The 26,454-nt window shown below is 67.1% G+C and carries 28 protein-coding genes; 6 read left to right on the forward strand and 22 right to left on the reverse strand.

Annotation, left to right across the window (positions count from 1 at the left end; all coding sequences use genetic code 11):
* Positions 1–118: 118 nt before the first annotated feature.
* The 5 genes from zapE to argH form a co-directional block, all read right to left on the reverse strand.
* Positions 119–1,297, reverse strand: a complete 1,179-nt coding sequence (zapE, locus tag AB4Z10_RS24365) for a cell division protein ZapE (protein WP_441472989.1) — start codon at positions 1,295–1,297, stop codon at positions 119–121.
* Between the two features lie 180 nt (positions 1,298–1,477).
* The gene (locus AB4Z10_RS24370; protein WP_441472990.1) at positions 1,478–2,308 is read right to left on the reverse strand and encodes an ABC transporter substrate-binding protein; all 831 of its coding nucleotides are present in this window, start codon (positions 2,306–2,308) and stop codon (positions 1,478–1,480) included.
* 35 nt (positions 2,309–2,343) lie between these two features.
* A complete protein-coding gene (locus tag AB4Z10_RS24375) occupies positions 2,344–3,138 on the reverse strand; it encodes an amino acid ABC transporter ATP-binding protein (RefSeq protein WP_441472991.1) in 795 nt (264 codons plus the stop codon).
* Complete coding sequence (locus tag AB4Z10_RS24380) at positions 3,135–4,028, reverse strand: amino acid ABC transporter permease (RefSeq protein WP_441472992.1); 894 nt, start codon at positions 4,026–4,028, stop codon at positions 3,135–3,137. The genes AB4Z10_RS24375 and AB4Z10_RS24380 overlap by 4 nt, the downstream gene beginning before the upstream one ends.
* Entirely contained in the window at positions 4,025–5,440 is a 1,416-nt protein-coding gene (gene argH / locus AB4Z10_RS24385; protein WP_441472993.1) for an argininosuccinate lyase, read from the reverse strand. The genes AB4Z10_RS24380 and argH overlap by 4 nt, the downstream gene beginning before the upstream one ends.
* 94 nt (positions 5,441–5,534) lie before the next feature.
* Here argH and AB4Z10_RS24390 point away from each other — a divergent pair, with 94 nt between their 5' ends.
* The 3 genes from AB4Z10_RS24390 to AB4Z10_RS24400 are packed head-to-tail and all read left to right on the forward strand — an operon-like array spanning position 5,535 to position 7,200.
* Positions 5,535–6,458 carry a LysR family transcriptional regulator gene (locus AB4Z10_RS24390; RefSeq protein WP_441472994.1) on the forward strand — a complete coding sequence of 308 codons (924 nt, stop codon included), beginning with the start codon at positions 5,535–5,537 and terminating at the stop codon, positions 6,456–6,458.
* A 54-nt stretch (positions 6,459–6,512) separates the two neighbouring features.
* Positions 6,513–6,899 (forward strand): SpoIIAA family protein, encoded by a 387-nt coding sequence (locus AB4Z10_RS24395; protein WP_441472995.1) that lies wholly within the window; start codon positions 6,513–6,515, stop codon positions 6,897–6,899.
* A 16-nt stretch (positions 6,900–6,915) separates the two neighbouring features.
* The gene (locus AB4Z10_RS24400) at positions 6,916–7,200 is read left to right on the forward strand and encodes a DUF3175 domain-containing protein (RefSeq protein WP_441472996.1); all 285 of its coding nucleotides are present in this window, start codon (positions 6,916–6,918) and stop codon (positions 7,198–7,200) included.
* Between the two features lie 254 nt (positions 7,201–7,454).
* Here AB4Z10_RS24400 and AB4Z10_RS24405 read toward each other — a convergent pair whose 3' ends face one another.
* The 8 genes from AB4Z10_RS24405 to AB4Z10_RS24440 all read right to left on the reverse strand — a co-directional run bounded on the left by AB4Z10_RS24405 (position 7,455) and on the right by AB4Z10_RS24440 (position 14,388).
* Positions 7,455–7,634 (reverse strand): hypothetical protein, encoded by a 180-nt coding sequence (locus tag AB4Z10_RS24405; protein ID WP_441472997.1) that lies wholly within the window; start codon positions 7,632–7,634, stop codon positions 7,455–7,457.
* Between the two features lie 98 nt (positions 7,635–7,732).
* Positions 7,733–8,431 (reverse strand): phosphate regulon transcriptional regulator PhoB, encoded by a 699-nt coding sequence (phoB, locus tag AB4Z10_RS24410; RefSeq protein ID WP_265050013.1) that lies wholly within the window; start codon positions 8,429–8,431, stop codon positions 7,733–7,735.
* Positions 8,432–8,447: 16 nt separating this feature from the next.
* A complete protein-coding gene (phoU, locus tag AB4Z10_RS24415; protein ID WP_441472998.1) occupies positions 8,448–9,167 on the reverse strand; it encodes a phosphate signaling complex protein PhoU in 720 nt (239 codons plus the stop codon).
* An 83-nt stretch (positions 9,168–9,250) separates the two neighbouring features.
* The gene (gene pstB, locus AB4Z10_RS24420; protein ID WP_441472999.1) at positions 9,251–10,057 is read right to left on the reverse strand and encodes a phosphate ABC transporter ATP-binding protein PstB; all 807 of its coding nucleotides are present in this window, start codon (positions 10,055–10,057) and stop codon (positions 9,251–9,253) included.
* A 39-nt stretch (positions 10,058–10,096) separates the two neighbouring features.
* Positions 10,097–10,981 carry a phosphate ABC transporter permease PstA gene (gene pstA, locus AB4Z10_RS24425; RefSeq protein WP_441473000.1) on the reverse strand — a complete coding sequence of 295 codons (885 nt, stop codon included), beginning with the start codon at positions 10,979–10,981 and terminating at the stop codon, positions 10,097–10,099.
* A 12-nt stretch (positions 10,982–10,993) separates the two neighbouring features.
* Complete coding sequence (gene pstC / locus AB4Z10_RS24430) at positions 10,994–11,968, reverse strand: phosphate ABC transporter permease subunit PstC (protein ID WP_441473001.1); 975 nt, start codon at positions 11,966–11,968, stop codon at positions 10,994–10,996.
* A 225-nt stretch (positions 11,969–12,193) separates the two neighbouring features.
* A complete protein-coding gene (pstS, locus tag AB4Z10_RS24435) occupies positions 12,194–13,219 on the reverse strand; it encodes a phosphate ABC transporter substrate-binding protein PstS (protein WP_441473002.1) in 1,026 nt (341 codons plus the stop codon).
* Between the two features lie 113 nt (positions 13,220–13,332).
* On the reverse strand, positions 13,333–14,388 hold the full coding sequence (locus AB4Z10_RS24440; protein ID WP_441473003.1) for an ATP-binding protein: 1,056 nt from the start codon (positions 14,386–14,388) through the stop codon (positions 13,333–13,335).
* A 117-nt stretch (positions 14,389–14,505) separates the two neighbouring features.
* On the opposite strand from AB4Z10_RS24440, the gene ppk2 reads away from it, so the two are divergent.
* Positions 14,506–15,459, forward strand: a complete 954-nt coding sequence (gene ppk2, locus AB4Z10_RS24445) for a polyphosphate kinase 2 (protein WP_441473004.1) — start codon at positions 14,506–14,508, stop codon at positions 15,457–15,459.
* Between the two features lie 170 nt (positions 15,460–15,629).
* On the opposite strand, the gene AB4Z10_RS24450 is transcribed toward ppk2, so the two are convergent.
* From AB4Z10_RS24450 to AB4Z10_RS24485, 8 genes are all read right to left on the reverse strand, one after another.
* Positions 15,630–16,916: a TRAP transporter large permease gene (locus tag AB4Z10_RS24450; RefSeq protein ID WP_441473005.1), complete on the reverse strand. Its 1,287-nt coding sequence runs from the start codon at positions 16,914–16,916 to the stop codon at positions 15,630–15,632.
* Positions 16,913–17,425, reverse strand: a complete 513-nt coding sequence (locus AB4Z10_RS24455) for a TRAP transporter small permease (protein WP_441473006.1) — start codon at positions 17,423–17,425, stop codon at positions 16,913–16,915. Before AB4Z10_RS24455 ends, AB4Z10_RS24450 begins: the two co-directional genes overlap by 4 nt.
* Before the next feature lie 171 nt (positions 17,426–17,596).
* Positions 17,597–18,589 carry a sialic acid TRAP transporter substrate-binding protein SiaP gene (locus tag AB4Z10_RS24460; protein ID WP_441473007.1) on the reverse strand — a complete coding sequence of 331 codons (993 nt, stop codon included), beginning with the start codon at positions 18,587–18,589 and terminating at the stop codon, positions 17,597–17,599.
* Between the two features lie 219 nt (positions 18,590–18,808).
* Complete coding sequence (locus AB4Z10_RS24465) at positions 18,809–19,486, reverse strand: GntR family transcriptional regulator (protein ID WP_441473008.1); 678 nt, start codon at positions 19,484–19,486, stop codon at positions 18,809–18,811.
* Positions 19,487–19,509: 23 nt separating this feature from the next.
* Positions 19,510–20,406, reverse strand: coding sequence for a dihydrodipicolinate synthase family protein (locus tag AB4Z10_RS24470; protein ID WP_441473009.1), 897 nt, complete (start codon positions 20,404–20,406; stop codon positions 19,510–19,512).
* Between the two features lie 76 nt (positions 20,407–20,482).
* The gene (locus AB4Z10_RS24475) at positions 20,483–21,301 is read right to left on the reverse strand and encodes a carbohydrate ABC transporter permease (protein ID WP_441473010.1); all 819 of its coding nucleotides are present in this window, start codon (positions 21,299–21,301) and stop codon (positions 20,483–20,485) included.
* Positions 21,302–21,470: 169 nt separating this feature from the next.
* Positions 21,471–22,400: a carbohydrate ABC transporter permease gene (locus AB4Z10_RS24480; RefSeq protein ID WP_441473011.1), complete on the reverse strand. Its 930-nt coding sequence runs from the start codon at positions 22,398–22,400 to the stop codon at positions 21,471–21,473.
* A gap of 139 nt (positions 22,401–22,539) precedes the next feature.
* Entirely contained in the window at positions 22,540–23,877 is a 1,338-nt protein-coding gene (locus tag AB4Z10_RS24485; RefSeq protein ID WP_441473012.1) for an ABC transporter substrate-binding protein, read from the reverse strand.
* 201 nt (positions 23,878–24,078) lie between these two features.
* Between AB4Z10_RS24485 and AB4Z10_RS24490 the strand changes: the two genes are divergently transcribed.
* Both AB4Z10_RS24490 and AB4Z10_RS24495 read left to right on the forward strand, forming a co-directional pair.
* Positions 24,079–24,936, forward strand: a complete 858-nt coding sequence (locus AB4Z10_RS24490) for an amidohydrolase family protein (protein WP_441473013.1) — start codon at positions 24,079–24,081, stop codon at positions 24,934–24,936.
* Entirely contained in the window at positions 24,930–25,385 is a 456-nt protein-coding gene (locus tag AB4Z10_RS24495; RefSeq protein WP_441473014.1) for an RbsD/FucU family protein, read from the forward strand. The genes AB4Z10_RS24490 and AB4Z10_RS24495 overlap by 7 nt, the downstream gene beginning before the upstream one ends.
* On the opposite strand, the gene AB4Z10_RS24500 is transcribed toward AB4Z10_RS24495, so the two are convergent.
* Positions 25,363–25,875 (reverse strand): hypothetical protein, encoded by a 513-nt coding sequence (locus tag AB4Z10_RS24500; RefSeq protein WP_441473015.1) that lies wholly within the window; start codon positions 25,873–25,875, stop codon positions 25,363–25,365. The two genes, AB4Z10_RS24495 and AB4Z10_RS24500, sit on opposite strands and share 23 nt — an antisense overlap.
* Positions 25,876–26,454: the final 579 nt, after the last annotated feature.

A 26,454-nucleotide genomic window follows, 5' to 3' on the forward strand; every position in this document is an offset into this window, starting at 1 on the left:
GGCTTGACCCGGGATCCATGCCGGAGCGCTGCCGAGCGAGGTTCAGGCATGGCCCCCCGGTCGGCACTGCGCCGCAGCTCGCCCGGGATGATCACCTCCCTATCGCCGACGACGAAACTCACGTCTCGACCAGCCCGGTGGTGTCGCCGCTCGCCGTCGAATCCGGCCTGCCATGCGGCAGGGCCAGATAATCCTCCGAGCGCATCTCGATCAGCCGCGAGACCGTGCGGTCGAACTCGAAGGCCTCGCGCCCCTGCTTGGCGTGATAGAGTTCATGCGGCTCGGCCGCCGCCGAGGCCACGAGCTTCACATGGTGCTCGTAGAGCGTGTCGATCAGTATGATGAAGCGCTTGGCCTCGTTGCGCCGGTCGAGATTGAGGATCGGAATGTCGTCGAGCACCAGCGTGTGGAAGCGCTGCGCCAGCGCGATGTAATCCGAGGCGCCGTAGGCCTGGCTGCAGAGATCGCCGAAGCCGGCCCGGGCAACGCCGCCCGCCGCCTGCGGCAGGACGAGTTCGTGGCCTTGCACGGGGRGGACTGCCCGGTGCCCTCGCGCCACGCCCGAGAGCGCCTTGAAGGCCGCATCGAGAGCGGCCCTGGCCTTCGCATCGGCGGGGACATGGTAGACCGGCGCGCCGCCGAGCTTCTCCAGCCGGAAATCGGTGCGGGCGTCGAGCTTGAGGACCTCGACCTTGGTCTGCAGCAGCTGGATGAACGGCAGGAACAGCGCCCGGTTGAGCCCGCCCTCATAGAGCCGGGACGGCTCGACATTCGACGTCGCCACAACGACGACCCCGGCGGCGAACAGCGCCGTGAACAGCCGCCCGAGGATCATCGCGTCCGCGATGTCGGTCACGGTGAACTCGTCGAAGCAGAGCAGGTAGGCTTCGTCCGCGAGATCGGCCGCAACCGGCGCGATCGGATCGGAATCCTTGACCTCGCCGCTCTTGATCTTCTGGCGATAGGCGTTGATGCGGCGGTGGACGTCGGCGAGGAACTCGTGGAAATGCACGCGGCGCTTGCGCTTCACCGGCGCGGCCTCGAAGAACATGTCCATCAGCATGGTCTTGCCGCGGCCGACCGAGCCCCAGATGTAGAGCCCCTTCGGCGCCTGCGCCGTGTCCGGCTTCTTGCCGAAGAGCCAGCCCAGCGCGCTGCCCTTGCGCGCCAGGCGGCGGGCGGCAAGCGTCGCGGTCAGAGCCTCGAGCTTCTTCAGCGCCGTCACCTGCGCCGGATCGCGCTCGATGGCGCCCGCCTCGACCAGGGCGGCATAGCGGTCGGTGATCGAGGCTGTCATGGCGGCGGGCGGTGGCGATCCGAGGAAGTCCAGACCGGGTTAAGGCAGCCCCGCGACCATCGCAACCCCATGCGGCTCCGCCCCGCTGCCCCGTCTCCGGGATACCCGCCCAAAAATTACCCCGGCGCGGGCATGGCCCGGCCGGGGTGACGATCAATCGCGCCGAGCGGGTAAGTCCGCTCACTCGCCCTTGTTCAGGGTGATCGGCTTGATCGCGCTGTTGGCGAGGCCGTACTTCTGGATCAGCGCGTCATAGGTGCCGTTCGCCTGCAGCCGGTCGAGCGCGCCCTTGACGGCGTCGCGCAGCTGCGTGCCTTCCGCCGTCTTGGCGAAGGGGATGCCGGCGAGCGAATGGGTGAAGGGCTTGCCGAGCGGGATGTAGGTGTTCGGCTCCAGCTTCTGGAAGTGGCTCATCGTCTCGCTGCCCTGGACGCCGCCCTGCAGGCGCTGCGTCTTGAGCTGGGTGCGGGCGTCGACCGAGCCTTCGGTGCCGACCACGTTGATCGCCGGCTTGCCCTTGGCGACGCAATTCGCCTCGCTCCATTCGCCGATCTGGCGCGGCCAGTTGGTCGCGCGGCTGGCGCCGACGCTCTTGCCGCAGAGGTCTTCCGGGGTCTTGATCGTGTCGGCGAAGGCCGTGACCGTGTAGAACTGCGCGCCGGAATCCATGTAGTCGACGAAATCGGCGCTCTCGCGCCGCGCCGGCAGGTCGCTCATGCCGGCCATCACCGCATCGACGCGGCCGGTCTGCAGCGAGGGCAGCATCTGGGCGAAGGCGGTCTCCTGCCACTCGACCTTGACGCCGAGCTCCTTGGCGATGGCCTCGCCCAGCTCGATGTCGAAGCCGGCGAGCTGGTTGGTCGCGACGTCCTTGTAGGCGATCGGTGGATAGTTCGGCTGGGTCGCGATCACGATCTTGCCGGCGGTCTTGACGCGGTCCGGCAGGGCCTGGGCCTGCGCGGCAAGCGCTGTGCCGGCGAGCAAGGCCGCGGCGATGGTCAAACGAAGCATGGTTCTCTCCCGGTTGTGAACTGTTTGCGCCATCGTCACTTCAGGACGGCGGCGATGAAGTCGCGCGTGCGCGCCTGTTTCGGCGCAACGAGAACGGTCTGCGGCGGACCCTGCTCGACGATCTCGCCCTTGTCCATGAAGACGACGTCGTTGGCCACCTCGCGGGCGAAGCCGAGCTCATGCGTGACCACGATCATGGTCATGCCGGAGGCCGCCAGATCGCGCATCACGTTGAGCACCTCGCCGACGAGTTCGGGGTCAAGCGCCGAGGTCGGCTCGTCGAACAGCATCAGCTTCGGCTTCATCGCCAGGGCGCGGGCAATGGCGATGCGCTGCTGCTGCCCGCCTGAGAGCTCGCTCGGATAGGCGTCGCGCTTGTCGGCAAGACCGACGCGCTCCAGCAGTGCCGTCGCTTCGGCGACGATCTCCTTGCGCGGACGCTTCAGGACGGTGAGCGGCCCCTCGATGATGTTCTGCAGCGCCGTCATGTGGTTGAACAGGTTGAAGCGCTGGAAGACCATGCCGGTGACGAGGCGCTGGCGCGCGATCTCCGGATCGGTCAGCTCATGCAGCTCATTGCCCACGCGGCGATAGCCGATCAGCTCGCCATCGACGCGGATCGCGCCCTGGTCGATCTTCTCGAGCTGGTTGATGCAGCGCAGCAGCGTCGACTTGCCCGAGCCCGACGGCCCGATGATGCACTGGACCATGCCGGGCTCGATCGAGAGCGAGACATCGTTCAGCGCCTTCAGGTCGCCGAAGAACTTGCTGACGTTCGCGATTGCAACGATCGCACTATCGGCCACGGCCGTGTTCGCCACCGCGTTCATGCGGGCTCCTCCTGAACCGCGGTGCGCTTGGCGCGCCGCCCGACCCGCCCCTTGGAGAAGTGGCGTTCGAGGAAATACTGGCCGATCTGCAGCAGCGTCACCACGAGCAGATACCAGCCGGCAGCGACGATCAGCAGCTCGATGACGCGGGCATTGGCGTAGTAGATCGTCTGCGCGTTGCGCAGGATCTCGGCGTACTGGATCACGCTCGCCACCGAGGTCAGCTTGACCATGCTGATCACCTCGTTGCCGACCGGCGGGATGATGACACGCATCGCCTGCGGCAGCACGATCCGGCGCAGCGTCGTCAGCCGCGTCATGCCGATCGCCTTGGCGGCCTCGGTCTGGCCCTGGTCGACGGAGAGGATACCGCCGCGCACCACCTCGGCAGTGTAGGCGCCCTGGTTCATGCCGAGCCCGAGCAGCGTCGCCATGAACGGCCCGATGATGTCGATCGTGCGCCAGGAGAACAGGCCGGGGATGCCGATGGTCGGGAAGACCAGCGCCAGGTTGAACCAGATCAGGAGCTGCAGCAGCAGCGGCGTGCCGCGGAAGAACCAGATGTAGAACAGCGCCACGCCGCGCAGCACCGGGTTCGGCGACATGTACATGATGGCGAAGATCACGCCGAGCACGACGCCGAGCGTCATCGCGCAGACCGTCATGATCAGCGTGTTGCCGAGGCCCGCGATGATCGCCGGCGCGGTGAAGAACTGCCGGACCACCGGCCAGGCGATGTCGCCCTCGACAAAGGCCATGACCAGCCAGACGAGGATGGCGACGATCGCCGCGGCCGCGACCCAGCGCCCATAGAAGCGCCGCGGCACGATTCTCAGATGCGAGACCTGGGCGAGATCCCGGCTGCTGATCGGCGAAGTGGCGACGCTCATTGGCCCGTCTCCCGGCTCCAGGTTTCGAGGGCGGCGAGCTTGCCGCGGAAGCGGTCGATCTGTTCGCGCACGCGGTCGGGCGCCGTGCCGCCATGGCCGCTGCGCGCAGCGACCGCGGCATCGAGCGTCAGATGGTCGAGGACCCCGGCATCGAGCCGCGGATCGACCGCCCTGAGATCGACGGCGTCGAGCGATTCAAGCTCCCGGCCCAGTTCCTCGCAATAGCGCACCAGCGCCCCCGTGATCTCATGCGCCTCGGCGAAAGGCACGCCGTTGCGGGCGAGATGATCTGCCACCTCGGTCGCCAGCGCAAAGCCGGAACCGGCCTGGGCGCGCATCGTCTCGGCGTCGGCGCTCATGCTGGCGATCAGCCCGGCGAAGGCCGGCAGCACCTCTTCCAGCACGTCGACTGCGTCGAAGGCGGCGCGCTTGTCCTCGGCGAGGTCGCGGTTATAGGAAAGCGGCAGCCCCTTCAATGCGCCGAGCATGGCGACGAGGTCGCCGGTCAGCCGCGCCGCCCGGCCGCGCGAGATTTCCGCGATGTCCGGGTTCTTCTTCTGCGGCATGATCGAGGAGCCGGTGGCGAAGGCATCGTCCAGCGTCACCCAGGCGAATTGCCTGGAAGCCCACAGCGTCACCTCCTCGGCGAGCCGCGACAGGTTGGTCGTCAGCATCGCCGCGACGAACAGGAATTCCGCGACATGGTCGCGCGCGCCGACCGCGTCGACCGAGTTCTCGAACGGCTCGTCATAGCCGAGTGCCTTGGCGCTGAGCTCGGGATTGAGCGTGATCGCCGAGCCTGCAAGCGCCGCCGCCCCGAGCGGGGACTGGCCGGAGCGCTTTTCCCAGTCGGTCAGGCGCGAGGCGTCGCGCATCAGCACCTGGCCATGCGCCATCAGCCAATGGCCGAAGGTGACCGGCTGGGCGCTCTGGAGATGGGTGAAGCCGGGGCTGACCGAGGCCGCATGCAGCTCGGCCTGATCGGCGATCGCGGTCAGGAGTTCCGCCAGCATCGCCGCGAGCGAGCGCGACTTCGCGCGCAGATAGAGCTTGAGATTGTTCGCGGCCTGGTCGTTGCGCGAGCGCCCTGCCCGGAGCTTGGCGCCCGTCGAGCCGATCCGCTCGGTCAGGATGCGCTCGATGAAGGTATGGACATCCTCGTCCTGCGGGCCGGGCGTGATCCGCCCCTCGACCGTGTCCCGCGCGATCGCGTCGAGCGCGGTCAGGATGGTCTGGAGCTCCTGCGCCGTCAGCAGCCCGGCGCGTCCGAGTTCGGCCGCATGCGCCTTGCCGCCCGCAACATCCTGCGGCACCAGCCTCGCGTGCTCACCGGCCGCGCTCGACAGCTTCATCAGCCGCGGATCGGGCGGCTTGCGGAAGCGTCCACCCCACAGGCGCGTCGTCTGGTTCATGAGCTTGTCCTCCCGTTAGGGAAGAATGGCCTCTTGACCGAAAGCCCGGCAAACGAAACGATCTCCGCAGCGATAGTCCAAAAAGGAATACCCCATGGCCGCCGGCCGGCCTCCTCCGTCATCGACCGCTTTGCGAGCTTTCACCACGGTTGCAAGGCTGGGCTCGACCGCCCGCGCCGCCCTGGTCGTCAACCTGACGCAGAGTGCCGTCTCCAAGCAGATCCTGTCGCTGGAACACCATCTCGGTGCCGTGCTGTTCGACCGCAGCCCGCTCGGCCTCAAGCTCACCGAGGCCGGCGCGATCTATCTGCCCTATGCCGAAGCCGCGCTGGAGCAGATGGAGCGGGGCGCCCGGCGCCTCGCCGAGCGCAGCGCCATTGCCCGGCCGATCCGCCTGCACATGGTCGCCATCGTCGGCGAGCGCTGGCTGATGTCGCGCTTTCCGGCCTTCGCTGCGGCGCATCCCGGCGTCGACGTCCAGTTCACCAACTATGTCAGCGAGAGCGAGACCGAGGAGCCCGATCTCGACATTGCCCATGGCGTCCCGCCCTGGCCCGGCAAGGAGGCGCATTACCTCTTCGGCCGCGACGTTGCCCTCGTCGCCGCGCCGAGCCTGGTCGAGCGCATGGGCGGCTTTCGTCGTGCCGCCGATATCCAGAAGATGACGCTGCTGCAGCACTACCAGATGCCGACCTTCTGGGCCGAGTTCACCGAGGCCCACGACCTGCGCGGCGCGGTGCCCGAGCACACCGTGCGTTACGGCTACTATTCCGTGATCACCAGCGCCGCCGTCGCCGGGCTGGGCGTCGCTCTGATGCCGCGCTGCTATGTCGCCGACGAGCTGGCTTCCGGCGCGCTTATCAACCCGCTCGGCCTCGGCTTCACCAGTGCGACGGGCTGTTGGCTCACCCTCCCGGTTGGCCAGCCGCAACGCCCCGGCCTCGATGAATTCGTCGGCTGGCTGCGCGCCGAAGCGGCCCGGTTCGACGCCGCCACCCGTGCGCCCGCAGCGGCCTGATCATCGGGCGAAACTTCCGCTCTTGCCCCGCGTTGTCTGGAGCAAGGAGGAGCCATGTTCACCATTCTGCCTGCCCCGGACCATGTCGGCGCCTACCGCCTGTCGCAGACGCTGACCAGTGACGATCTCGATGGGATCATGGCCGATATCGAGGCGAAGCTCGCGCGACACGAGAAGGTCGGCATCCTCGCCGACCTCACCGATTTCACCGATATGACCCTGGCTGCCGCCTGGAAGGATGCGCGCTACAGCCTCGGCAAGCTCTGGGAGCTGCAGCGCTTCCCGCGCGAGGCGGTGATCACCGACAGGGGCTGGCTTGCCGCCTTCGTCGACCTGCTCAACCCAGCGATCCCCTTCGTGACCGTCCGCACCTTCAAGCCGGAGGAGTACGAGACCGCACTGACCTGGGCCGGTGACATCGAGGGCGGGCCAAACGCCTGACCGACAGGAGGACGCCATGACTGCCCACAAACGCAGGTGGTCGGCCGATATCACCACCCGGAGCAACGCGCTCGATCTTGAGAAGGCGGTGTTCAAGCAGGGCGATCCGCGACGGATCGCACGTTCGCTGAAGCGGTCGGCTGAACACAGCCGGCTCCGCAAGTCGAGCCCCTATCGCTCGGCGATGTCGATGCTGACTTTCTACATCAACCGCGCCGGCCGGAACCTGCCGGCCGAGCGGCGCAGGACGCTGGAAGCGGCCAAGCACAGCTTGCGCCGCCTCTTCTACCGAGAGGGCTGAGGCTCCTGCCGGCCCCTTCAGGGATCGTCCTGTAGGGGGCTTCTCGCGGGGCCGCCACCCTTGCGGGCCGGATCATGCGAGCGATGGCTGTCGCGCTCGCCACCACCGCCCGAAAACGCGAACCTGCCGGGTTTCGTCGTCGGCAGGCGGCTTGCGGATGTCCGCCGGCTTCTCCGCATTCTCATGGGACGAGCCCGGCCGCCGTGCCGGATGCTTCGCGGCGCCTTCGTCGAGGCCAGCATGGGGCAGCCTCCTCAACGATCCTGCTGGAGACCCTGATGGCTCGTGTTGATGCGGGTGTTGCCCTGCTGGTCATGCTGGCTCGGGCGGCGCTCGCCACCTCCTAGCGCTGCGCATATCGTGCCCGGCATGATCCGGCTCGCCCGGGCCCTTGTCGCTTCGACTGGCCGGCGGGATGGGCGCATCTTGCTCATGGCGACCTCCTCTGGCTCGCGCTGACCTTCGGGGTCAACGCGAGCGAGCAGGCAAGGTTCATCGCCAGTCGCGATGAAGAGGAGAGCTGGAGCGCCGCTCAGCTGCGCGCAAAAGTCTCGTCGAAGGCGTAGCCGGCGCCGCGCACGGTGCGCAGCGGGTCCTTGGTATTGGCGGGCGTGATCGCCTTGCGCAGCCGGCCGACATGGACGTCGACGGTGCGCTCGTCGATATAGACGTCGCGGCCCCAGACGGCGTCGAGCAGTTGGGCGCGCGAATAGACGCGGCCGGGCGCCTGCATCAGGAACTCCAGCAGCCTGAACTCGGTCGGGCCGAGATGCAGCTCGCTGCCGGCGCGGCGGACGCGCCGTGTGGTGCGGTCGAGTTCGAGGTCGCCGGCGGCAAGCAGTCCCGCGACATGGCCCGGCTTGGCGCGGCGCAGCAGCGCCTGGATGCGCGCGATCAGCTCCGGCAACGAAAAGGGCTTCACCACATAGTCGTCGGCGCCGGTCGCGAGCCCGCGCACGCGCTCGGTCTCCTCGCCACGCGCGGTCAGCATGATGATCGGCACGCGCTCGGTGTCGCGTCGCGACCGCAGCCGGCGGCAAAGCTCGATCCCCGAGAGGCCCGGCAGCATCCAGTCGAGCAGCACGAGATCGGGGGTGTGGTCGCGCAGATGAAGCTCCGCATCGTCCCCGCGCGCCACGCTGTCCACCTCGAAGCCCTCGGCTTCGAGATTGTAGCGCAGCAGCAGGGTCAGCGGCTCCTCGTCCTCGACGATCAGGATGCGTGCGGCCATGATTCCTTGCCTCGCCTCAGCTGCCCGTGACCGCCTCGACTTCGATATTGGTCGTGTCGAGCTTCGGCCGGTTCACGTCGAGCGAGTCGCCGGTGATGAGGTAATGGATCGTCTCGGCGATGTTGGTGGTGTGGTCGCCGATGCGCTCGATGTTCTTCGCGCAGAACAGGAGATGCGTGCAGAAGGTGATGTTGCGCGGATCCTCCATCATGTAGGTCAGGAGTTCGCGGAACAGCGAGGTGTAGAGCGCGTCGATCTCGTCGTCGCGGCGCCAGACCTCGAGCGCCTTCTGCTCGTTGCCTGCGGCGTAGGCGTCGAGCACGTCCTTGAGTTGCGCCTGCACCAGGCGGCTGATGTGCTCGAGCCCGACCACGGCGCGGTGCGGCGGCTGGAACTGGCCGGCGATGGCGACGGCGCGCTTGGCGATGTTCTTGGCGAGATCGCCGACGCGTTCGATGTCGGCCGCGATGCGGATCGCCGAGATCAGTTCGCGCAGGTCGTTCGCGAGCGGCTGGCGCCGGGCGATGGTCAGCACCGCCTTCTCTTCGACGTCCCGCTGCAGGTTGTCGAGGCGCTGGTCGGCGGTGATGATCTTCTGGGCGAGGCCGGTGTCGCGGCGCACCAGCGCCACGGTGGAGTCGCCCAGCATGCGCTCGGCCATGCCGCCCATTTCGGCAAGACTGCGGCGGATGCCTTCGAGATCGGTGTCGTAGGAGCGGACGATGTGGTCGGTCATGGCGTTATCCTCAAAGCATTTTCAAGCGAAATCGGACCGGTTCGCGCGAAGAAAATGCGACAAACAAAGAACTCTGCCGCGGCTCAGCCGAACCGGCCGGTGACGTAGTCCTGCGTCTGCTTCTTGGCCGGGTTCATGAAGATGGTGTTGGTCGGCGCGAACTCGATGACCTCGCCCAGATACATGAAGGCGGTGTACTGCGAGATGCGTGCAGCTTGCTGCATGTTGTGCGTCACGATCGCGATCGTGAAGTCGCTCTTCAGCTGTTCCAGCAGGTCCTCGATCTTGCCGGTCGAGATTGGGTCGAGCGCGGAGGTCGGCTCGTCGAACAGGATCACTTCCGGCTTCTGCGCGATGGTGCGGGCGATGCACAGGCGCTGCTGCTGGCCGCCGGAGAGACCCATGCCGGAACTCTTCAGCTTGTCCTTGACCTCGTCCCACAGCGCGGCACGGCGCAGCGCGCCCTCGACACGGTCATCGAGCTCGGACTTCGGCGGCTTCTCGTAGAGGCGGATGCCGAAGGCGACGTTATCGTAGATCGACATCGGGAAGGGCGTCGGCTTCTGGAAGACCATGCCGACGCGCGAGCGCAGCTCGTTCACGTCGACGTCGTTGGAGATGATGTTGCGGCCGTCGAGCAGGATCTCGCCGGTGGCCTTCTGCTCGGGATAGAGCGAGTAGATGCGGTTGAAGATGCGCAGCAGGGTCGACTTGCCGCAGCCGGACGGGCCGATCAGCGCGGTGACGTGCCGGTCGCGGAAATCGAGATTGATGTTCTTCAGCGCCCTGTGCTCGCCGTAGTAGAAATCGAGGTTCTTCACCGCGATCCGGACGGGCGCCTCGGCATCGAGCGTCTGCGGGGAGAGTTCAAGGGTCGAAAGCATCGACATGGTCCTCAAGGTCGGGCGCGACCGGGTTGGATTCAAGTCTTATTTGCCGCCAGCGACGACGCGGCGGGCAATGAGCGAAAGCAGCAGGATCGAGACCGTGATGATCAGCGATCCCGCCCAGGCGAGCTGCTGCCAGTTCTCGTAGGGAGCGGAGGCGAACTGATAGATCGTGACGGGCAGGTTCGAGACGCCGCCGGCGAGCGAGGGCGAGAACCAGAAATTGTTGTTCAGAGCCGTGAAGAGCAGCGGCGCCGTCTCGCCGGCGATGCGGGCGAGCGCCAGCAGGATGCCCGTCATCATGCCGGCCTTCGCCGCACGCCAGGTCACGGAGGTGATGACGACCGAAGGCGGCGCGCCCAGCGCGGCCCCCGCCTCGCGCAGCGGGCCGGGGACGAGGTTCAGCATGTCCTCGGTGGTGCGCACGATGACCGGGATCGCGATGATGCCGAGCGCGACGCCGCCGGCCCAGCCGGAATAGCCGCGGAAGGGCTCGACCAGGATGACGTAGACGAACAGGCCGATCAGGATCGACGGCGCCGAGAGCAGGATGTCGTTGATGAAGCGGATCAGGTGCGCGAGCTTGGAACCCCTGCCGTATTCGGCGAGCCAGGTGCCCGCGAGAACCCCGATCGGGGTTGCGATGGCAATGCCGAGGAAGGTCAGCACGAAGGAGCCGACGATGGCGTTGGCGAGGCCGCCGCCTTCCGTGCCCGGGCCGGGGGTGACCGCGGTGAAGGTGGCGAGCGAGAGGCCGCCGATACCCTTCACCAGCAGCATGCCGAGGATCCAGAACAGCACGAAGATGGCGCAGAAGGTGAAGCCGGTCGCGATGATCTTCATCAGCCGGTCGGCGGTGCGGCGGGACTGGCGCACGCGCCCCCAGGGGGTGTGCGGCAGCTCGCGGGGCGTGGTCGTCATGGTCATGAACGAAAGACCTCAGTAGCGCTTGACGCGGGCGACCAGCAGCCGCGCGATGACGAGGACGACGAAGGTGACGAAGAACAGGATGCAGCCCAGCGCGATCAGCGCGTTGAGCTGCAGGCCCATCGCCTCGTTGAATTCGTTGGCGATGCGCGAGGCGATGGTCGAGCCGGGATCGAGGATCGAGGCCGACAGGCGGTTGGCGTTGCCGACGACGAAGGTGACGGCCATCGTTTCGCCGAGCGCGCGGCCGAGGCCGAGCATGATCGCGCCGATGATCGAGACGCCGGCCTGCGGCACCAGCACGTGGCGCACGACCTCCCAGGTCGTCGCCCCGATGCCGTAGGCGCTCTCGCGCAGCACCGAGGGGATCTGCTCCAGCATGTCGCGGGTGATCGATGCGATGAACGGCACGATCATGAAGGCCAGGATCAGGCCGGCGGTGAAGATGCCGAGGCCCGAGGGCGAGCGTGAATAGAGGATGGTGCCGACGACCGGCATGCCCTCGACGATGTTTGAGAGCGGGATCTGCACATAGGCCGCGAAGAGCGGCACGAAGACGAACAGGCCCCACATGCCGTAAATGATCGAGGGCACGGCGGCGAGCAGCTCGATCGCGGTGGCGACCGGTTTCTTGAACCAGCCCGGCGCCAGTTGGGTCAGGTAGATCGCGATGCCGAGCGAAAGCGGCACGCCGATCGCCAGCGCGATCAACGCCGTCGAAAGCGTGCCGACGATGGCCGGCCAGGCGCCGTACTGCTCGTTCTGCGTATCCCAGACGCTGGAGGTGATGAAACCGAGGCCGAACTCGCGGAAGGCCGGCCAGCCGCCGATGATCATCGAGATCATGATGCCGGCGAGCAGCACCAGCACGAGCAGCGCCGCCGCGAAGCTGGCATTGCGGAAGAAGAGGTCGAAGCCCGCCTTCGGCGTCTTGCGGGCGGCCGGCCTCGCGCCGGGGATGCTCGTCATGTCGGTTGCTGCGGTCATCCGCGGAGGCTCCGGTGTCGTGGCAGAGGTTGCCTGCAGCCGGTCACCCGACTCCGATCAACCTCAGCCCTCATCCTGAGGAGCGCTCCGCAGGAGCGTCCCGAAGGAGGCTCCAGCGCGCTCTGGATCATCCTTCGAGACGCCGCATACCGCGGCTCCTCAGGATGAGGGCTGCATGTATCGGTGAGGCGGGACTGGCCCGCCTCACCTTGTCGCTGGCAGCGATCAGAAGATCGGCTTGCCGGCGGTGTCGGTCACGCCCTTCCAGGCGTTGCGGACCTGATCCTTCACGGTCGACGGCAGGGCGACGTAATCGAGCTCGCTCGCCAGCTTGTCGCCGCTCTTGTAGGCCCAGTCGAAGAACTTCAGCGCGGCCTGCACCTCTTCCGGCTTCTCCGGCTTGGCATGGACCAGGATGAAGGTCGCCGAGGTGATCGGCCAGGCATCCGCGCCCTTCTGGTTGTTGAGCGAGATGCCGAAGCCCGGCTGCTCCTGCCAGTTGGCATTGGCGGCGGCTGCCTGGAAGGCCTTCTCCTCAGGAGCCGGGAAGTTGCCGTCGGCGTTCTTCACCAGGGCGTGGGCGAGCTTGTTCTGCTTGGCATAGGCGTACTCGACATAGCCGATCGAATTGGCGACCTGCTTGACCGAGGCGGAGACGCCTTCGTTGCCCTTGCCGCCGATGCCGACCGGCCACTGGACCGACTGGTTGGCGCCGATCTTGGACTTCCAGTCGGCCGAGACCTTGGAGAGGTAGTCGGTGAACACGAAGGTCGTGCCCGAGCCGTCAGAGCGGTAGACCGGGTTGATGTTGGCGTCCGGCAGGGCGAGACCGGCGTTGAGCGCCACGATCTTCGGGTCGTTCCACTTCTTGATGTCACCCAGATAGATCTGCGCGATGATGTCGCCCGAGAGCTTGAGCTTGCCCGGCTCGACGCCGGCGATGTTCACGGCCGGAACGACGCCGCCCATCACGGTCGGGAACTGGATCAGGCCGTCCTTGCTGAGGTCCTCGCCCTTGAGCGGAGCGTCGGTCGCGCCGAAGGCGACGGTCTTCGCCTTGATCTGGCGGATGCCGCCGCCCGAGCCGATCGACTGGTAGTTCAGGCCCGTGCCGGTGTCCTTCTTGTAGGCCTCGGCCCATTTCGAATAGATCGGGAAGGGGAAGGTCGCGCCGGCGCCGGTGATGTCGGCAGCCTGGGCGGAACCGGCGATCCCGACGGCTACGGCCGCGAGAACGAGAATCTTGCGCATTGAGATGTCCTCTCTGGGTCGCTGTTGACAGCTCCCCTGTCAGAACACCCCCTATATGACAGCCGGATGACACGTCGTCATGAAAACTGTCACAAAGCCGTTGAAGCGGCGGCTCAGCGGCCTGCGCGCTGGGCCTCGAAACGCGGCAGGATCGCCTTGAAGGTCGCCCCCTCGCCCGGCTTGCTTTCGATCGTCAGCCTGCCGCGATGGCGCAGCACGATGTGCTTGACGATAGCCAGCCCCAGGCCCGTGCCGCCCGCCTCGCGGCTGGCGGCGGTGTCGACACGGTAGAAGCGCTCGGTCAGGCGCGGCAGATGCTCCGGCGCAATCCCCGGCCCATCGTCGCGAACGTGGAAGCTGGCCTCATCCTCGCCGGCCTCGACGGTGATCTTCACCTCGCCGCCCTGCTTGCCGTATTTGATGGCGTTCTCGACGAGGTTCTCCATCAGCCGCAGCAATTCGTCGCGGTCGCCGGGGACCAGCAGCGGCTCGCGCGGCGTGGTGAGCGCCAGTGTGACCTCGCGCTCGCGCGCCATCAATGTGAGCGAGTCGACGATTTCGCGCGCGATGCCGGCGAGATCGACCGGCGTGTCGGGCGCGACGTGAGCGCGCTGCTCGATACGCGAGAGCGAGAGAAGATCGTCGACGAGACGCGCCATGCGCAGCCCCTGCTCGCGCATGATGCCGAGGAAGCGCTCCCGCGCGCGCTCGTCGTTGCGCGCCGGCCCCTGCAACGTCTCGACGAAGCCGAGCAGCGAGGCCAGCGGCGTGCGCAGCTCATGGCTGGCATTGGCGACGAAATCGACGCGCATCCGCTCGATCACCCGCTGCTCGCTGAGGTCCTGGAAGGTGAGCAGCGTCGGCCGCCGCCGTCCGCCGCCCAGCGCCGCGATGTGGATGCGGAAGGCACGCTCGAACGGCACCCGTTCGACGAGCTCGACGGTGTCGCGCCCGCCCTCATGCGCGACCTGCTCGATCGCATCGTTGAGATCGGGATCGCGCAGCACGAGCGCCAGGAATTTGCCGATCTCGAGCCCCGGAACAAGCGCGCGCATCGCAGGGCTGAGCGCCTGGGCGATGCCCTGTTCGTCGAGCAGCACCACGGGGACGCCGAGCGCCTCGATCATGGTCCGCATCGTCGCGGAAGAGGAAGGGGCAATGTCGGCCATGGAGCGCTCGGAACGAGCCGGCACCAGCCGGCCTGCCCTTCCTGGGCGGAAGAAGGAAAGGCGTCAATTCCCTTCCGCACGTCAGCCGGCTAGGCTTTGCCCGAAGAGGAGGCAGCGATGGCAAAGAAATTCTCGGGTTCGAACGCCAACGCGCCGATCGCGCTGTCCGCGGGCGAGAGCGCCAAGCCGGCGAAGGCCCGTCCCGTGTCCCCCAAGCTCAAGGGTTTCGACATCGAGGCCGACACGCTGCCGGAAGCCATCATCGATGCCGCCTATCACAGCGGCGACTATCCCTACGGCAAGCGGATGAAGCGCAAGCGCTACAATCGCGAGCTCGAGCTGCTCCAGATCGAGTTGCAGAAGCTGACGCGCTGGGCCTCCAAGCATGGCGAGCGCATCGTCATCGTCTTCGAAGGCCGCGACGGCGCCGGCAAGGGCGGCACCATCGGCCGCTTCACCCAGCATCTCAATCCGCGCCAGGCTCGCACTGTCGCGCTGCCGAAGCCCTCCGACACCGAGAAGGGCCAATGGTATTTCCAGCGCTATGCCAGCGAGATGCCGACGGCCGGCGAACTCGTCTTCTTCGACCGCTCCTGGTACAACCGGGCGGGTGTCGAGCGCGTCATGGGTTTCTGCACGCCGGACGAGACCGAGAGCTTTCTGCACGAGGCCCCCGTCTTCGAGGGCATGCTGGCGCGCGACGGCATCCGCCTGATCAAGCTGTTCCTGACCATTGGCCGCGAGATGCAGATGACCCGCCTGCACGCGCGCTGGCACGATCCGCTCAAGCGCTGGAAGCTCTCGCCGATCGACTTCGAGGCCATCCCGCGCTTCGACGACTATTCGCGCGCCTTCGACGCGATGCTCGGCCGGACCTCGACCGAAGCCGCGCCCTGGCATGTCGTGCGCAGCAACGACAAGCTGCGCGCAAGGCTCAACGCGATCCGCCATGTGCTGAAGGCGATCCCTTACGCGGACAAGGACGAGGCCGCGATCGGCAAGCTGGACGAGGAGATCGTCATCCCCGTCGGCCGCTATCTCCACCATGGCGGCGAGCCGGAGAGCCGGTAAAGCCTGGCGTGATCCGCGGAACGCGGAAGTCATCCCGGACGGAGCGAAGCGGAGATCCGGGATCCGTGCCTGAACCCTGATCGGCAGCGCTCCGGCATGGATCCCGGGTCAAGCCCGGGATGACGACGCGGTTCCCGCTCAAAGTCATCAGGCTCCCGGCTGTTGCGCCCTCACGGCCCCATCACCTGGTTCGGCAGCCAGGTCGTCAGCGGCGGCCAGAGCGTGATCGCGGCAAGCACGACCAGCAGCGGTATGAGCCAGGGGAGGATCGCCTTCGACATCGTCTCGAACGAGACATTGGCGATGCGCGTCACCACGAAGAGCACCACGCCGATCGGCGGATGGATCGTCCCCAGGATCAGGTTCAGGATCATGATGATGCCGAACTGCACCGGATCGATGCCGAAGCTGTTCGCAGCCGGCACCAGGATCGGGATCAGGATCAGCATCGCGGCCAGCGCCTCCATGAAGCAGCCGACGACGAGCAGGATGAGATTGCAGACGAGCAGGAAGACGAGCGGGTTCTGGATCGTCTCGACGATCAGCGGCGTCAGCGTCTGCGGCACGCGCGAGATCGACATGCACCAGCCGAGCGCACCCGCCGCCATCACCAGCACGGCGACGAGCCCCATGGTCTCGACCGTGTCGATCAGGATCGGCCAGAGCTGCTTCACTTCCAGCGTGCGGTAGACGAAGAAGCCGAGGAAGAGGGCGTAGAGGCAGGCGACGGCCGCGGCCTCCGTCGGCGTGAAGATGCCGGAGAACATGCCGCCCAGGATCAGCGGCGGGGTCATCAGCGCGAAGAAGCCACTGAAGAAGGTCCGGCCGATCTCGCGAAAGCCCTTGAACTTCTCCTTCCGGAAGCCTTGGCGCTTGGCGATCATCGCGACCATGACCATCAGCGACAGCCCCATCAGCACGCCGGGAATGACACCGCCGATGAAGAGCCGTCCGATCGAGACGTCCGCCGTCACGCCGTAGATCACCATCGGCAGCGAAGGCGGGATGATCGGCCCGATCGTCGCCGCCGCAGCGGTGATCGCCGCCGCCGTCTCCGGCCGATAGCCGGCTTTGCGCATGGCCCGGATCTCGATGGCGCCCGAGCCCGCGGCATCGGCCACCGCCGAGCCGACCATGCCGGCGAAGATCATGCTGGTCATGATCGAGGCGTGGGCATAGCCGCCGCGCAGCCAGCCGATCACCGCCGTCGCGAATTCGACGATGCGGTCGGTGATGCGCGCCGCCGCGAGGATGTTGCCCATCAGGATGAAGAGCGGCGCCGCGACGATCGGGAAGGAGTTCATCGCCTGCGCCATCTTCTGCGGCACGATCGAGGCCGAGAAGTCGCCGATCAGCACGAAGGCGAAGGCGGCCAGCCCCATCGAGGCGAAGAGCGGGAAGCCGGCCAGGATCGAGAGCAGCCAGACGGCCGAGATCTTGAAGATCAGCGCGCTCATTCCGCCGGCTCCTGCAGCGTCACCGCGACCGGCGGATGGGGCGAGTTCCGCCAGTTGCGCAGGTTGCCGACGAATTCGCTGAGCCCCTGCAGCGCCGTCACGATCCCGGCCAGCACCATCGGCGCGTAGAGCAGCCCCATCGAGAGCGGCACGGTCGTCGCTTCGAGATCGTGGTTGGCCTCGACGAGATGCACGCCGTACCAGACGGTCAGCCCGCCGAAGACGATCATCGCGAGCTGCATGATCGCCTCGGCCGAGCGCCAGCTGCGCGCGGGCAGCATGTCGTGGAAGAAGCGGATGCGGATATGGGCGCGCCGCCGGCTCGCCAGAATCCACCCTGTCACCGCGACCCACAGCATCAGGAAGCGCGAGACCTCGTCGGTCCAGATCAGCGGCTCGCCGAGCGCGCGCGTGACGATGCCGAGCGTGACGACGACGAGCAGCGCCACGATGAGGATCGCCGCGATCACCTCCATCAGGCGGTCGAAAAGCCTGGACCAGCGCGTCATGCGGATGCCTTTGCGACAGTGGAGATCAAACGCGCGTCATCCCGGGCGCAGCGAAGCGGAGACCCGGGATCCATCCCTGAGCATTTCCGGTGGAAGTTCCGGCATGGATCCCGGATCTGCGCGGCTAAAGCCGCTTGTCCGGGATGACTCGCGTGGTTCCGGGTAACGCCTTCACAGCGCCTGGATGCGGTCCCAGAGCCCCTTGCCCCATTTGCTCTCGAACTTCGCCGGCACGCTCGCCAGCACCGGCTTGCGGAAGGCCTCGTTGTCGGGCTTCGTCACCGTCATGCCCCCCTTGGCCATGCTGTCGGCCAGGCTCTTCTCCTGCTCCAGGATCTCGTTGTCCTGCCAGGTCGCGGCCTTGTCGACGGCGGCCACGACGATGTCGCGGTCGGCCTGCGGGATCTTCTGCCAGGCCGCCTCGTTCACGATCACGAGCCGCGGCGTGATGATATGCGCGGTCAGCACGAGGTATTTCTGGACCTCCGCCAGCTTGGCCGAGGCGATGGTCGGCAGGGGATTCTCCTGCCCGTCGACCGCCCCTTGCGAGAGCGCGAGATAGAGCTCCGAGAAGTTGAGCGGCGTCGGCCGTGCACCCCAGGCTTCCGCCATGGCGCGGAAGGTGTCGACCTCCGGCACGCGCAGCTTGAAGCCCTTCATGTCCTCGACCGAGTTGATCGGCTTCTTGCCACTGGTGAGATGGCGCACGCCGTAATAGTTGACGCCGATCATCCGCATGCCGCGCTTCTCGACCAGCGCCTTGTTGAGCTCGTCGATCAGCGGCGACTTCAGCGCGCGCGTCATGTGCGCCGCATCTTTCCAGATATAGGGCGCCTCGATGATCGAGAGCTGCGGCACGAACTGGCCGAGTTGCGCGGCGCCCTCGGTCACCATCGTCAGGGCGCCGCTCGCGACGGATTCGACCATGTCGCGCGAGGAGCCGAGCTGCCCGTTGGGAAAGGACTGGATCTCGACGCGCCCGCCGGTCTTTTCCTTGATCTCGGCGCCGGCCTTCACCGCGCTCTGCGGCGAGGGGTGGGTCGCCGGCTGGCCATCGGCCCAGCGCAACACCAATTGCTGCGCCCGCAGGATGCCGGGCGCGAAGACAGTTGCGCCTGCAGCGGCCGAACCCTGCAGGAAGCTGCGCTTCGTCAGTTTCACCATTGTCGTTCCCTCCCTGTTTCGGGCCGCACCGGCCACCACAACCCTCATCCTGAGGAGCAGCCGAAGGCTGCGTCTCGAAGGCTGCTCCAGATGGTTCCGGAGCCTCCCGGATCATCCTTCGAGACGCCGCTTCGCGGCTCCTCAGGATAAGGGCTGTGGATGTCGATGACGGCTCCTCCCTGATCGCGGCCGGTTCTCCGGCTCGTCGTGCTGCTGTCGTCAGTATTGCATCGCCCGTGTGCGGGCGTTGCCGATATGAGCCGCCATCGCCTCGGCCGCGCGATTGGGATCGCGCGTCTCGATCGCCGCGATGATGGCGAGATGGTCCTGCATCACCGGCACGATGATGCTGTTGTGGATGCGCGTCTCGTATTGCCGGATCAGCCGGATCTTCAGCCAGGTGACGCGGAAGGCCTGGCTGACGATCTCGTTGTCGAGGTGATCGATGATCGCCTCATGCATCAGCCGGTCGACCTCCTCCGCGTCCTCGATCAGCCGCTCGTCGCCGCCGGCCTGCGCCCGGGCCACGATCGCCTCGTGTCGCGCGCGCTGCACGGCGATCTCGGCGTCAGTGGCGTTCCGGGCGTAGAGCGCCGTCGCCTCCTTCTCGAGGAAGAGGCGGAACTGGAAGGCGTTGCGGATCAGATTGAGGTCGACATGGGCGACCTGCATGCCGCGCTGCGGCACGGTCTTGATCAGTCCCTCCGCCTCCAGCCGCGGGATCAGCTCGCGGATCGCGCCGAGCGGAAAGCCCGTCATCGCCACGAGCTCGCGCTGGGTCACGAACTGGCCGGGCTTGATCTCGCGCGCCAGCAATCGCTCGGTGAAGGAGGCATAGGCGCGCTCCCTCAGCTTCAGCGGTTCGCCCTCGCGCGGTTCCTGCTCCGGCTGGCTCACGGTCCCTCCTTCCGGCGTCCTTCTCAGGCGGCCTTGGCCTGGGTGATCGAATCGAAAGCTGCAAAGAGCCGCTTGCGGGTCGCCTCGTCCAGCGCTTCCAGCGGCGGGCGCATCGCGCCATAGCCGGGATCGCCATGGATATGGCCGACCAGCGCCTTCACCGCCGCCAGCACGGGATGCGAGCAGATCTCGTCGACGAGAGCGTTCACCACCGGGCTGTCCTTGCCCTCGTAGACCATCGGGCGCAGCAGCTCCGGCACCAGATTGGCGACGCCGCAGATCGTACCCTCGGCGCCGTTGCGCACCGCCTTGGCGAGCTGGCGCTCGTCGCCGACGAGAATGGCGAGTTCGCCATGCGCCTTGAGCAGCGCCTCGGTGTTGGCATAGCTGCCGGACGAATCCTTGACGCCGACGACGAGCCCGGGGAACGCGGTCTTCAGCCGCTGCACCAGCCCGACGCTGATATCCACCGCCGTCACCGACGGGATGTGATAGAGCACGACGTTGCGCGCGGAGGGGCCGAGCTTCTCGAAGAACTGCGAGAACCAGGCATAAAGCCCGTCGTCGCTGACGCCCTTGAAGTAGAAGGGCGGCGCGACGAGCAAACCCTTCGCCCCGGCATCGAGCGCCAGTTGCGCCTGCTCCACCGCCTCATGCAACGAGGCCGCCGCGATGCCGGCATAAATCTGCTTGGCAGGATCGATCCCCGCCCCGATCAGCGCTCCCATCATCGCCGTCCGCGCCGGCAGCCCGAGCGCCGCACCCTCGCCCGTCGTGCCGAACAGCGTGACGGAGTCGCAGCCACGAGCCAGGACATGGCGGGCATGATGGACGAGGCGCGGCAGGTCGACGGCGCCCCCCTCCCGCATCGGGGTCGTGATCGCGCAGGAGAGGCCGAAGCGGTTCTTGTCGGTGGCCATGTGAGGGACTTTCAGAGCTGAATGGTGACTGACATGTTAGTATGAAGACAGAACCGCCCACAAGCGATCCTCGAAGTTAACCGTCCTTGAGGCCCCCGGCCGAAAGTCCGGCGACGATCTGGCGCTGCGCGATCACGGTGACCATCAGCACGGGAAGCGTGACCAGCAGCGCCGCTGCCGCCAGCGGCCCCCAGGAGATCTGCTCGAAGGTCAGCGAATTGTAGACGGCCGAAGGCAGCGTCCGGCTCCCCTTACCGCCGAGCACCACCGAGAAGATGAAATTGTTCCAGGAGAAGATGAAGGCGAGGATGCCGCCGACGACGATACCGGGCTTCGCCAGGGGCAGCGCGACATGGCGGAAGGCCTGCCAGCTCGTCGCGCCGTCGATGCGCGAGGCATCCTCCAGCTCCATCGGCACGTTCTCGAAATAGCCGATCATGATCCAGACGATGATCGGGATGGTGATGACGAGATGGGTGATGACCAGCGCCGTGATCGAACCCACCAATCCCGTGATCTGGAACAACAGGAAGAGCGGGATCAGGTAGGACAGGGCCGGCGTCATCCGCGCGACCAGGATCAGCACCGCGAATTTATGCGCCTTGCCGCGCGCGATGCCGTAGCCGGCCGGCACGCCGACGATCAGCCCGAGCAGCACCGCACCGCCCGTGACCAGGATCGAGTTCCAGAGATAGAGCCCGAAATTGTTCTGGGCGAAGACGTCGACATAGTTCTTCAGCGTCGGCGGATTGGGGATGAAGATCGGCGGGAAGGCGGTGTTGTCGAGCTCGTTCTTGAGCGACAGCGAGATCATCCAGAGGAAGACCAGCACAGCCGGCGAGACCAGCACGAAGACCGAGGCCCAGAAGCCGACTTTCTTGAGCGTGCGGTTCATGGGCGATTCCTCCCCCCGCCGACGACACCCTCGCCGTCATCCCGGGCGCGGCGAAGCGAAGACCCGGGATCCATGCCTGAGCCTCGAAGGACCAGCGTTCCGGCATGGATCCCGGGTCTCCCTGCGGTCGCCCGGGATGACCGCGCGTTCTGGATCGGGAGCAGGCCCATCACGCGTTCCACTTCGACTTCTGCCGCGCATAGAGCAGCAGCAGCGAGAGCATGATGATGATGACGAAGAAGATCACCACGACGGCCGAGGCGTAGCCGATCTTGTAGAACTGGAAGGCCTGCAGATAGAGGAAGATGTTCAGCGTCTCCGACGCCGTGCCCGGCCCGCCCTGCGTGATCACGAAGATCGTGTCGAAGGCCTTCAGCGCATCGATGGTGCGGATCACGATCGCCACCATGATGAAGGGCCAGACCAGCGGCAGCGTGATGTGCCGGAACATGTGCCAGTCATTGGCGCCGTCGATCAGCGCGGACTCGTAGGGCTCGCGCGGCAGCCCGGCCAATCCTCCGAGCACGATCAGCATCACCAGCGGCGTCCAGTGCCAGACCTCGACCATCACCAGCGTCGGGATCACCGTCGACGGCTCGTAGACCCAGCCGGACGGCCCGATGCCGACGAGCGAGAGCAGGTAGTTCAGCACGCCGAGCTGCGGATGGAACATCATCGTCCAGACCAGCGCGACCGCGACCGGCGTCGCCATCATCGGCATGACGAAGATCGTGCGCAGCAGGCCCCGCATCGGGAACTCGCGGTGGAAGACCAGCGCCGCCGCCGTGCCAAACACGATCGGCAGGACCACGGCCAGTACGGTGAAATACAGCGTATGCCCCATCGACTCGATGAAGCGCTGGTCCTTCATCAGCTCGGCGAAATTGCCGAGGCCGACGAACTCCACGCCGCCGCCGATCTTCCAGTCCTGGCCGGACATGTAGAGCGTGAACAGCCAGGGGAAGACGATCACGGCAGCAATCACCAGCACGGCCGGCAGCGAGAACAGCCAGTAGCGCGGCGTGAAATCCGCCGAGGCCGCTGCGTTGGCCGCAGGTGTCGTGCTGACGATGCTGGCAGGCAGGGACGTGCTGGTCATGCGTTCTGCTTCGTTGGGAACCCATCGTCATGCTCGCCCTTGCGGCGAGCATCCACGTCTTGAACACGGTACGCGATCCAGGAAGACGTCGATGGTCGGGACGAGCCCGACCATGACGCCTCCCGCGTCGCGCGTTCCCTCACCCCTGCTCGCTCTTGGCGAGCACCGGAGCGAAAGTCTCGGTCGCCTTCTTGAGTTCGGCCGCGACATCCGCCCCGCCGATCGCATTGGTCAGCGCCACGCCGAAGACGTCGCGGAACTCGGTCACCGGGACGATCTGCGGCAAGCCGGCCCGCGCGATCTTGGCCGAAGCGAGCAGGCACTCGAAATACTGCTTGCCGAACTTCGACTGCTGGATCGTCTCGGTGTCGAGATAGGCCGAGGAACGGCCGGGCGCGCCGGCGCCGGCCTTGAGCATCGCGATCTGGTTCTTCTTGTTGGTCATGAACTGGAGGTAGAGCCAGGCTGCCTCCTTCTTCGAGGAGCCGCGCGAGATGCCCATGCCGTCGGCGAACATGCCGGCGTGATGTGCCTTCGGCCCAGGCGGCGTCACGCCATAGCCGACCTTGCCGACGATGCGCGACTTCGACGGGTCCTCCAGCGGCGTGGCAAAGCCGATGCCGTCGAGCCACATCGCGGCGCGGCCCTGCATGAAGGTGGTCTGGCACTCGTTCCAGTTGAAGCCGACCTGCCCGGCAGGACCCGTCTCCTTGTTGAGCTTGCGATAGAGATCGGCCGCCCAGATCGCCTCCGGCGTATCGGTGAGCAGCTTGCCCTCCGGCGAGGTCGTCTCCATGCCCTGTCCGAGCATCAGCGATGTCCAGACCGGGACGTTGGCGTTCTTCAGGCCGCGCGAGACGAAGCCGGCGATGCCCTTGGCGGGATCGTGCAGCTTCTGTGCGACGGTGAACATCTCCTCCATCGTCTTCGGGTAGGCCACGCCCTTCGCGTCGAAGAGCTCCCTGTTGTAGTAGACCATCCAGTAATCGACGAAGAACGGGATCGTATCGAGCGCCCCGTCGGCCTGCCGCGCATAGGCGACCGGGCCGGCCCCGAAATCGGCGAAGTCGAAATCCGGAGCGGTCAGCGCGGCGTTCTTGATGTAGGGATCGAGGTTCTCGAACCACTTGCCCTTGGCCGCCATGCGCTTCTGGACATGGAGCGAGATGCCGCTGACGTCGAAGCTCGGCTTGCCCGAGGCGAACTCGATCACCGCCTTCTGGCGCTGCTGCTGCTCCGGCACCTGCTCGGACGAGACCTTGATGCCGGTGAGCTCGGTGAACTCCTTCTCCGCCTGCTGCATCAGGTCGGAGCGCGGGTTCTTGACCAGCAGCACGTCGATCGACTGGCCGGAGAACTTCTTCCAGTCGAACGCTCCCTGCGCCTGCGCCTTCCGCAGCACCAGCGGCGAGGCGAGTGCGGCGGCCGCGCCACCCAGCAGAACACGACGGGTCGGCTTGAGAATGCTGTCGGTCATCGGCGTCCTCCCCAGGACTTGAATACGGCCCGTTTCGGGCCTTTGATGTCGCGCGGAGCATGAGGCGGATATCGCCTCGATCTTCCGCGATCGGGCAGGACGCTATTCTTCTTTCAGGCCGGTTGCAAGCTAACATGTTGGCGTGCACATAGTGTCGTCATACCGCCCCGTGCATCCGCTTGAATCCGCGAGAGCCGCCCCGTGACGAGCCCGCCCCGCATCGATTCCCACCAGCATTTCTGGCGGCTCGCCCGTGGCGACTATGGCTGGCTGACGCCAGCCCTGAAGCCGATCTACCGCGATTTCGAGCCCGCCGACCTTGCTCCGCATCTTGCCGAACACGACATCGCCTCCACCATCCTGGTCCAGGCCGCACCGACCGAAGCCGAGACGCGCTTCCTGCTCGACCTCGCCGCCGCCACCCCCTTCGTCGCCGGGGTGGTCGGCTGGGCGGATTTCGAGGCGCCGGATGCCCCCGCCCGCATCGCCGCGCTGGCGGCGGACCCACTGCTGGTGGGCCTGCGCCCGATGGTGCAGGACATTGCCGATCCGCACTGGCTCGCGCGGCCCGAGCTCGCCCCCGCCTTCGCGGCGCTGAAGCAGCACGGCCTCGTCTTCGACGCGCTGGTCAAGCCGCCGCAGATCCCGGCCCTCCTCACCCTGCTGGAGCGCGAGACGGAACTGCCCGTCGTCATCGACCACGGCGCCAAGCCGGATCTCGCCGGCGCCGACCTCTCCGACTGGCGCGGCGGCATAGCGGCGCTGGCGGCCCGGCCGAACACCGCCTGCAAGCTCTCCGGCCTCGTCACCGAAGCCGGGCCGGGCTGGACCGACGCGGCGCTGGCACCGGCCGTCGCGCATCTCCTCGCCTGCTTCGGCCCGGAGCGCCTGCTCTGGGGCAGCGACTGGCCGGTCGCGACGCTCGCCGCCTCCTATGGCCAATGGCGCGCCGCCGCCGAGCGGCTCACCGCCACGCTCTCCGAACCGGAGCGCGCCGCGCTCTTCGGCGGCAACGCCGCCCGCATCTATCTGACGAACAGGGGCCGCCGCCCATGCTGAAGAACCTCGATCCCGTGCTCTCCGCCGATCTGCTCTGGGTGCTCGCCGCCATGGGCCATGGCGACGACCTCGCTTTGGTCGACGCCAACCACCCGGCCGAAACCATCGCCAGCGCCACCACGAGCGGCAGGCTGATCCGCCTGCCCGGCCTGACGATGCAGCGCGCCGCGCGCGYCGTCCTCTCGGTGCTGCCGATCGACGATTTCGAGCCGGAGCCGCTCCGGCGCATGGAGGTGGTGGGGGATGCGGCGGCGCTTCCCGAGGTGCAGCGCGCCGTGCAGGCCGAGATCGACGCGGCGCTCGGCCGCTCCGAACCGCTGGCGGGCATCGAGCGCTTCGCCTTCTACGAGGCGGCGCGGCGCGCCTTCGCGGTGGTGCAGGTCGGCGATCCCCGCCCCTATGGCTGCTTCCTGCTGCGCAAGGGCGTCATCGCCGGCGAGCCGGGCTGAGCGCCCGCCCCGGCCGCGACAGAAACGCGCCGTCGCGCTCGGCATCCCGCGCCTGCCGCACCTGCGCGGCATGCGCGGCCTCGTCGCAAGGCGGCCGCGGCCGCGCGGCGCGCTTCGCCTTGACGGCCGCCGGCGGCGTGGATGCGGGCGGTGGCGCCGGCTGCGGGGTTTTCGTTCTCGCCTGCTCGTCCGCGTCGAGACGCCGCCGCGCCTCGCGGTCGGCCTCCTCGGGGCCGAGCCCGGCGCTGCGCGCCGTCATCGCGAGACGGAGATATTGCTTGTCGGTCTCGGGCATCGCGGCGAAGAAGTCGCGCATGCAGGCGCCCGGATCGGGGTTGTGGCAGGTGCCGCCGCGGCGACAGGCCTTGTGCTGGCAGAAGGACCAGACCTTGAGCGCATCGACGATCATGCGGTGCTGGCGGGCGCGCTGCCGCTTGTAGTCGGCTTCCCACTGCGCCTGCTCGGGCGTCTGCGAGGATTCCCACGTCATGATCCTGCTCCCCGTTCCTCGTCGCCCCGTCTCGCGTCATGCCCGGGCTTGGCCCGGGCATCTTCGGACAGGAGGCTCCGGAGCCTTATCCGGCCCGCATTGACGCGCATGCCTTCGCCCGCCCGCGTTTTCACGCGGGCGTTCGCAAGGAGGGGCAGCGGAGCGCCGCGAGGCGCGGGGTATCGGGCCGCTTCCATTGAGCCAGGATGCGGCGCGGAAGGATTGAGCCACCTTCCGCACGCCCCGTGGCGCTCCGCTCATCGGCGTTCTCTCAGACTCCGGGCCGCGCTTCTATGGCTCTCCGGTTCCGGTCCCGCTCGCCTCGACGCCAGTTCGGCACGGAGCGCGCGCCGCTCCGCTTTGTCTCGTGCATCGGATGGTCCCGAAAAGCGGTTTCCGCTTGTCGGTCCGATGCCGGCCTTGTCGCGTTTCGGATGACAGAACCTTTCCCGTCGCGCCTCCCAGCGATGCTCCTCGCGCAGGGGCCGTAGTACCCCCAGGGCGGTGCCCCGAAGCCTCCCGGGACCGGCTTGTAAGACCAGCCGCAGGCGCCGACCTCACCCCGCCACTGGCATACCT

The sequence above is a fragment of the Allobosea sp. RAF48 genome (assembly GCF_052114025.1).
Lineage (GTDB): Bacteria > Pseudomonadota > Alphaproteobacteria > Rhizobiales > Beijerinckiaceae > Allobosea.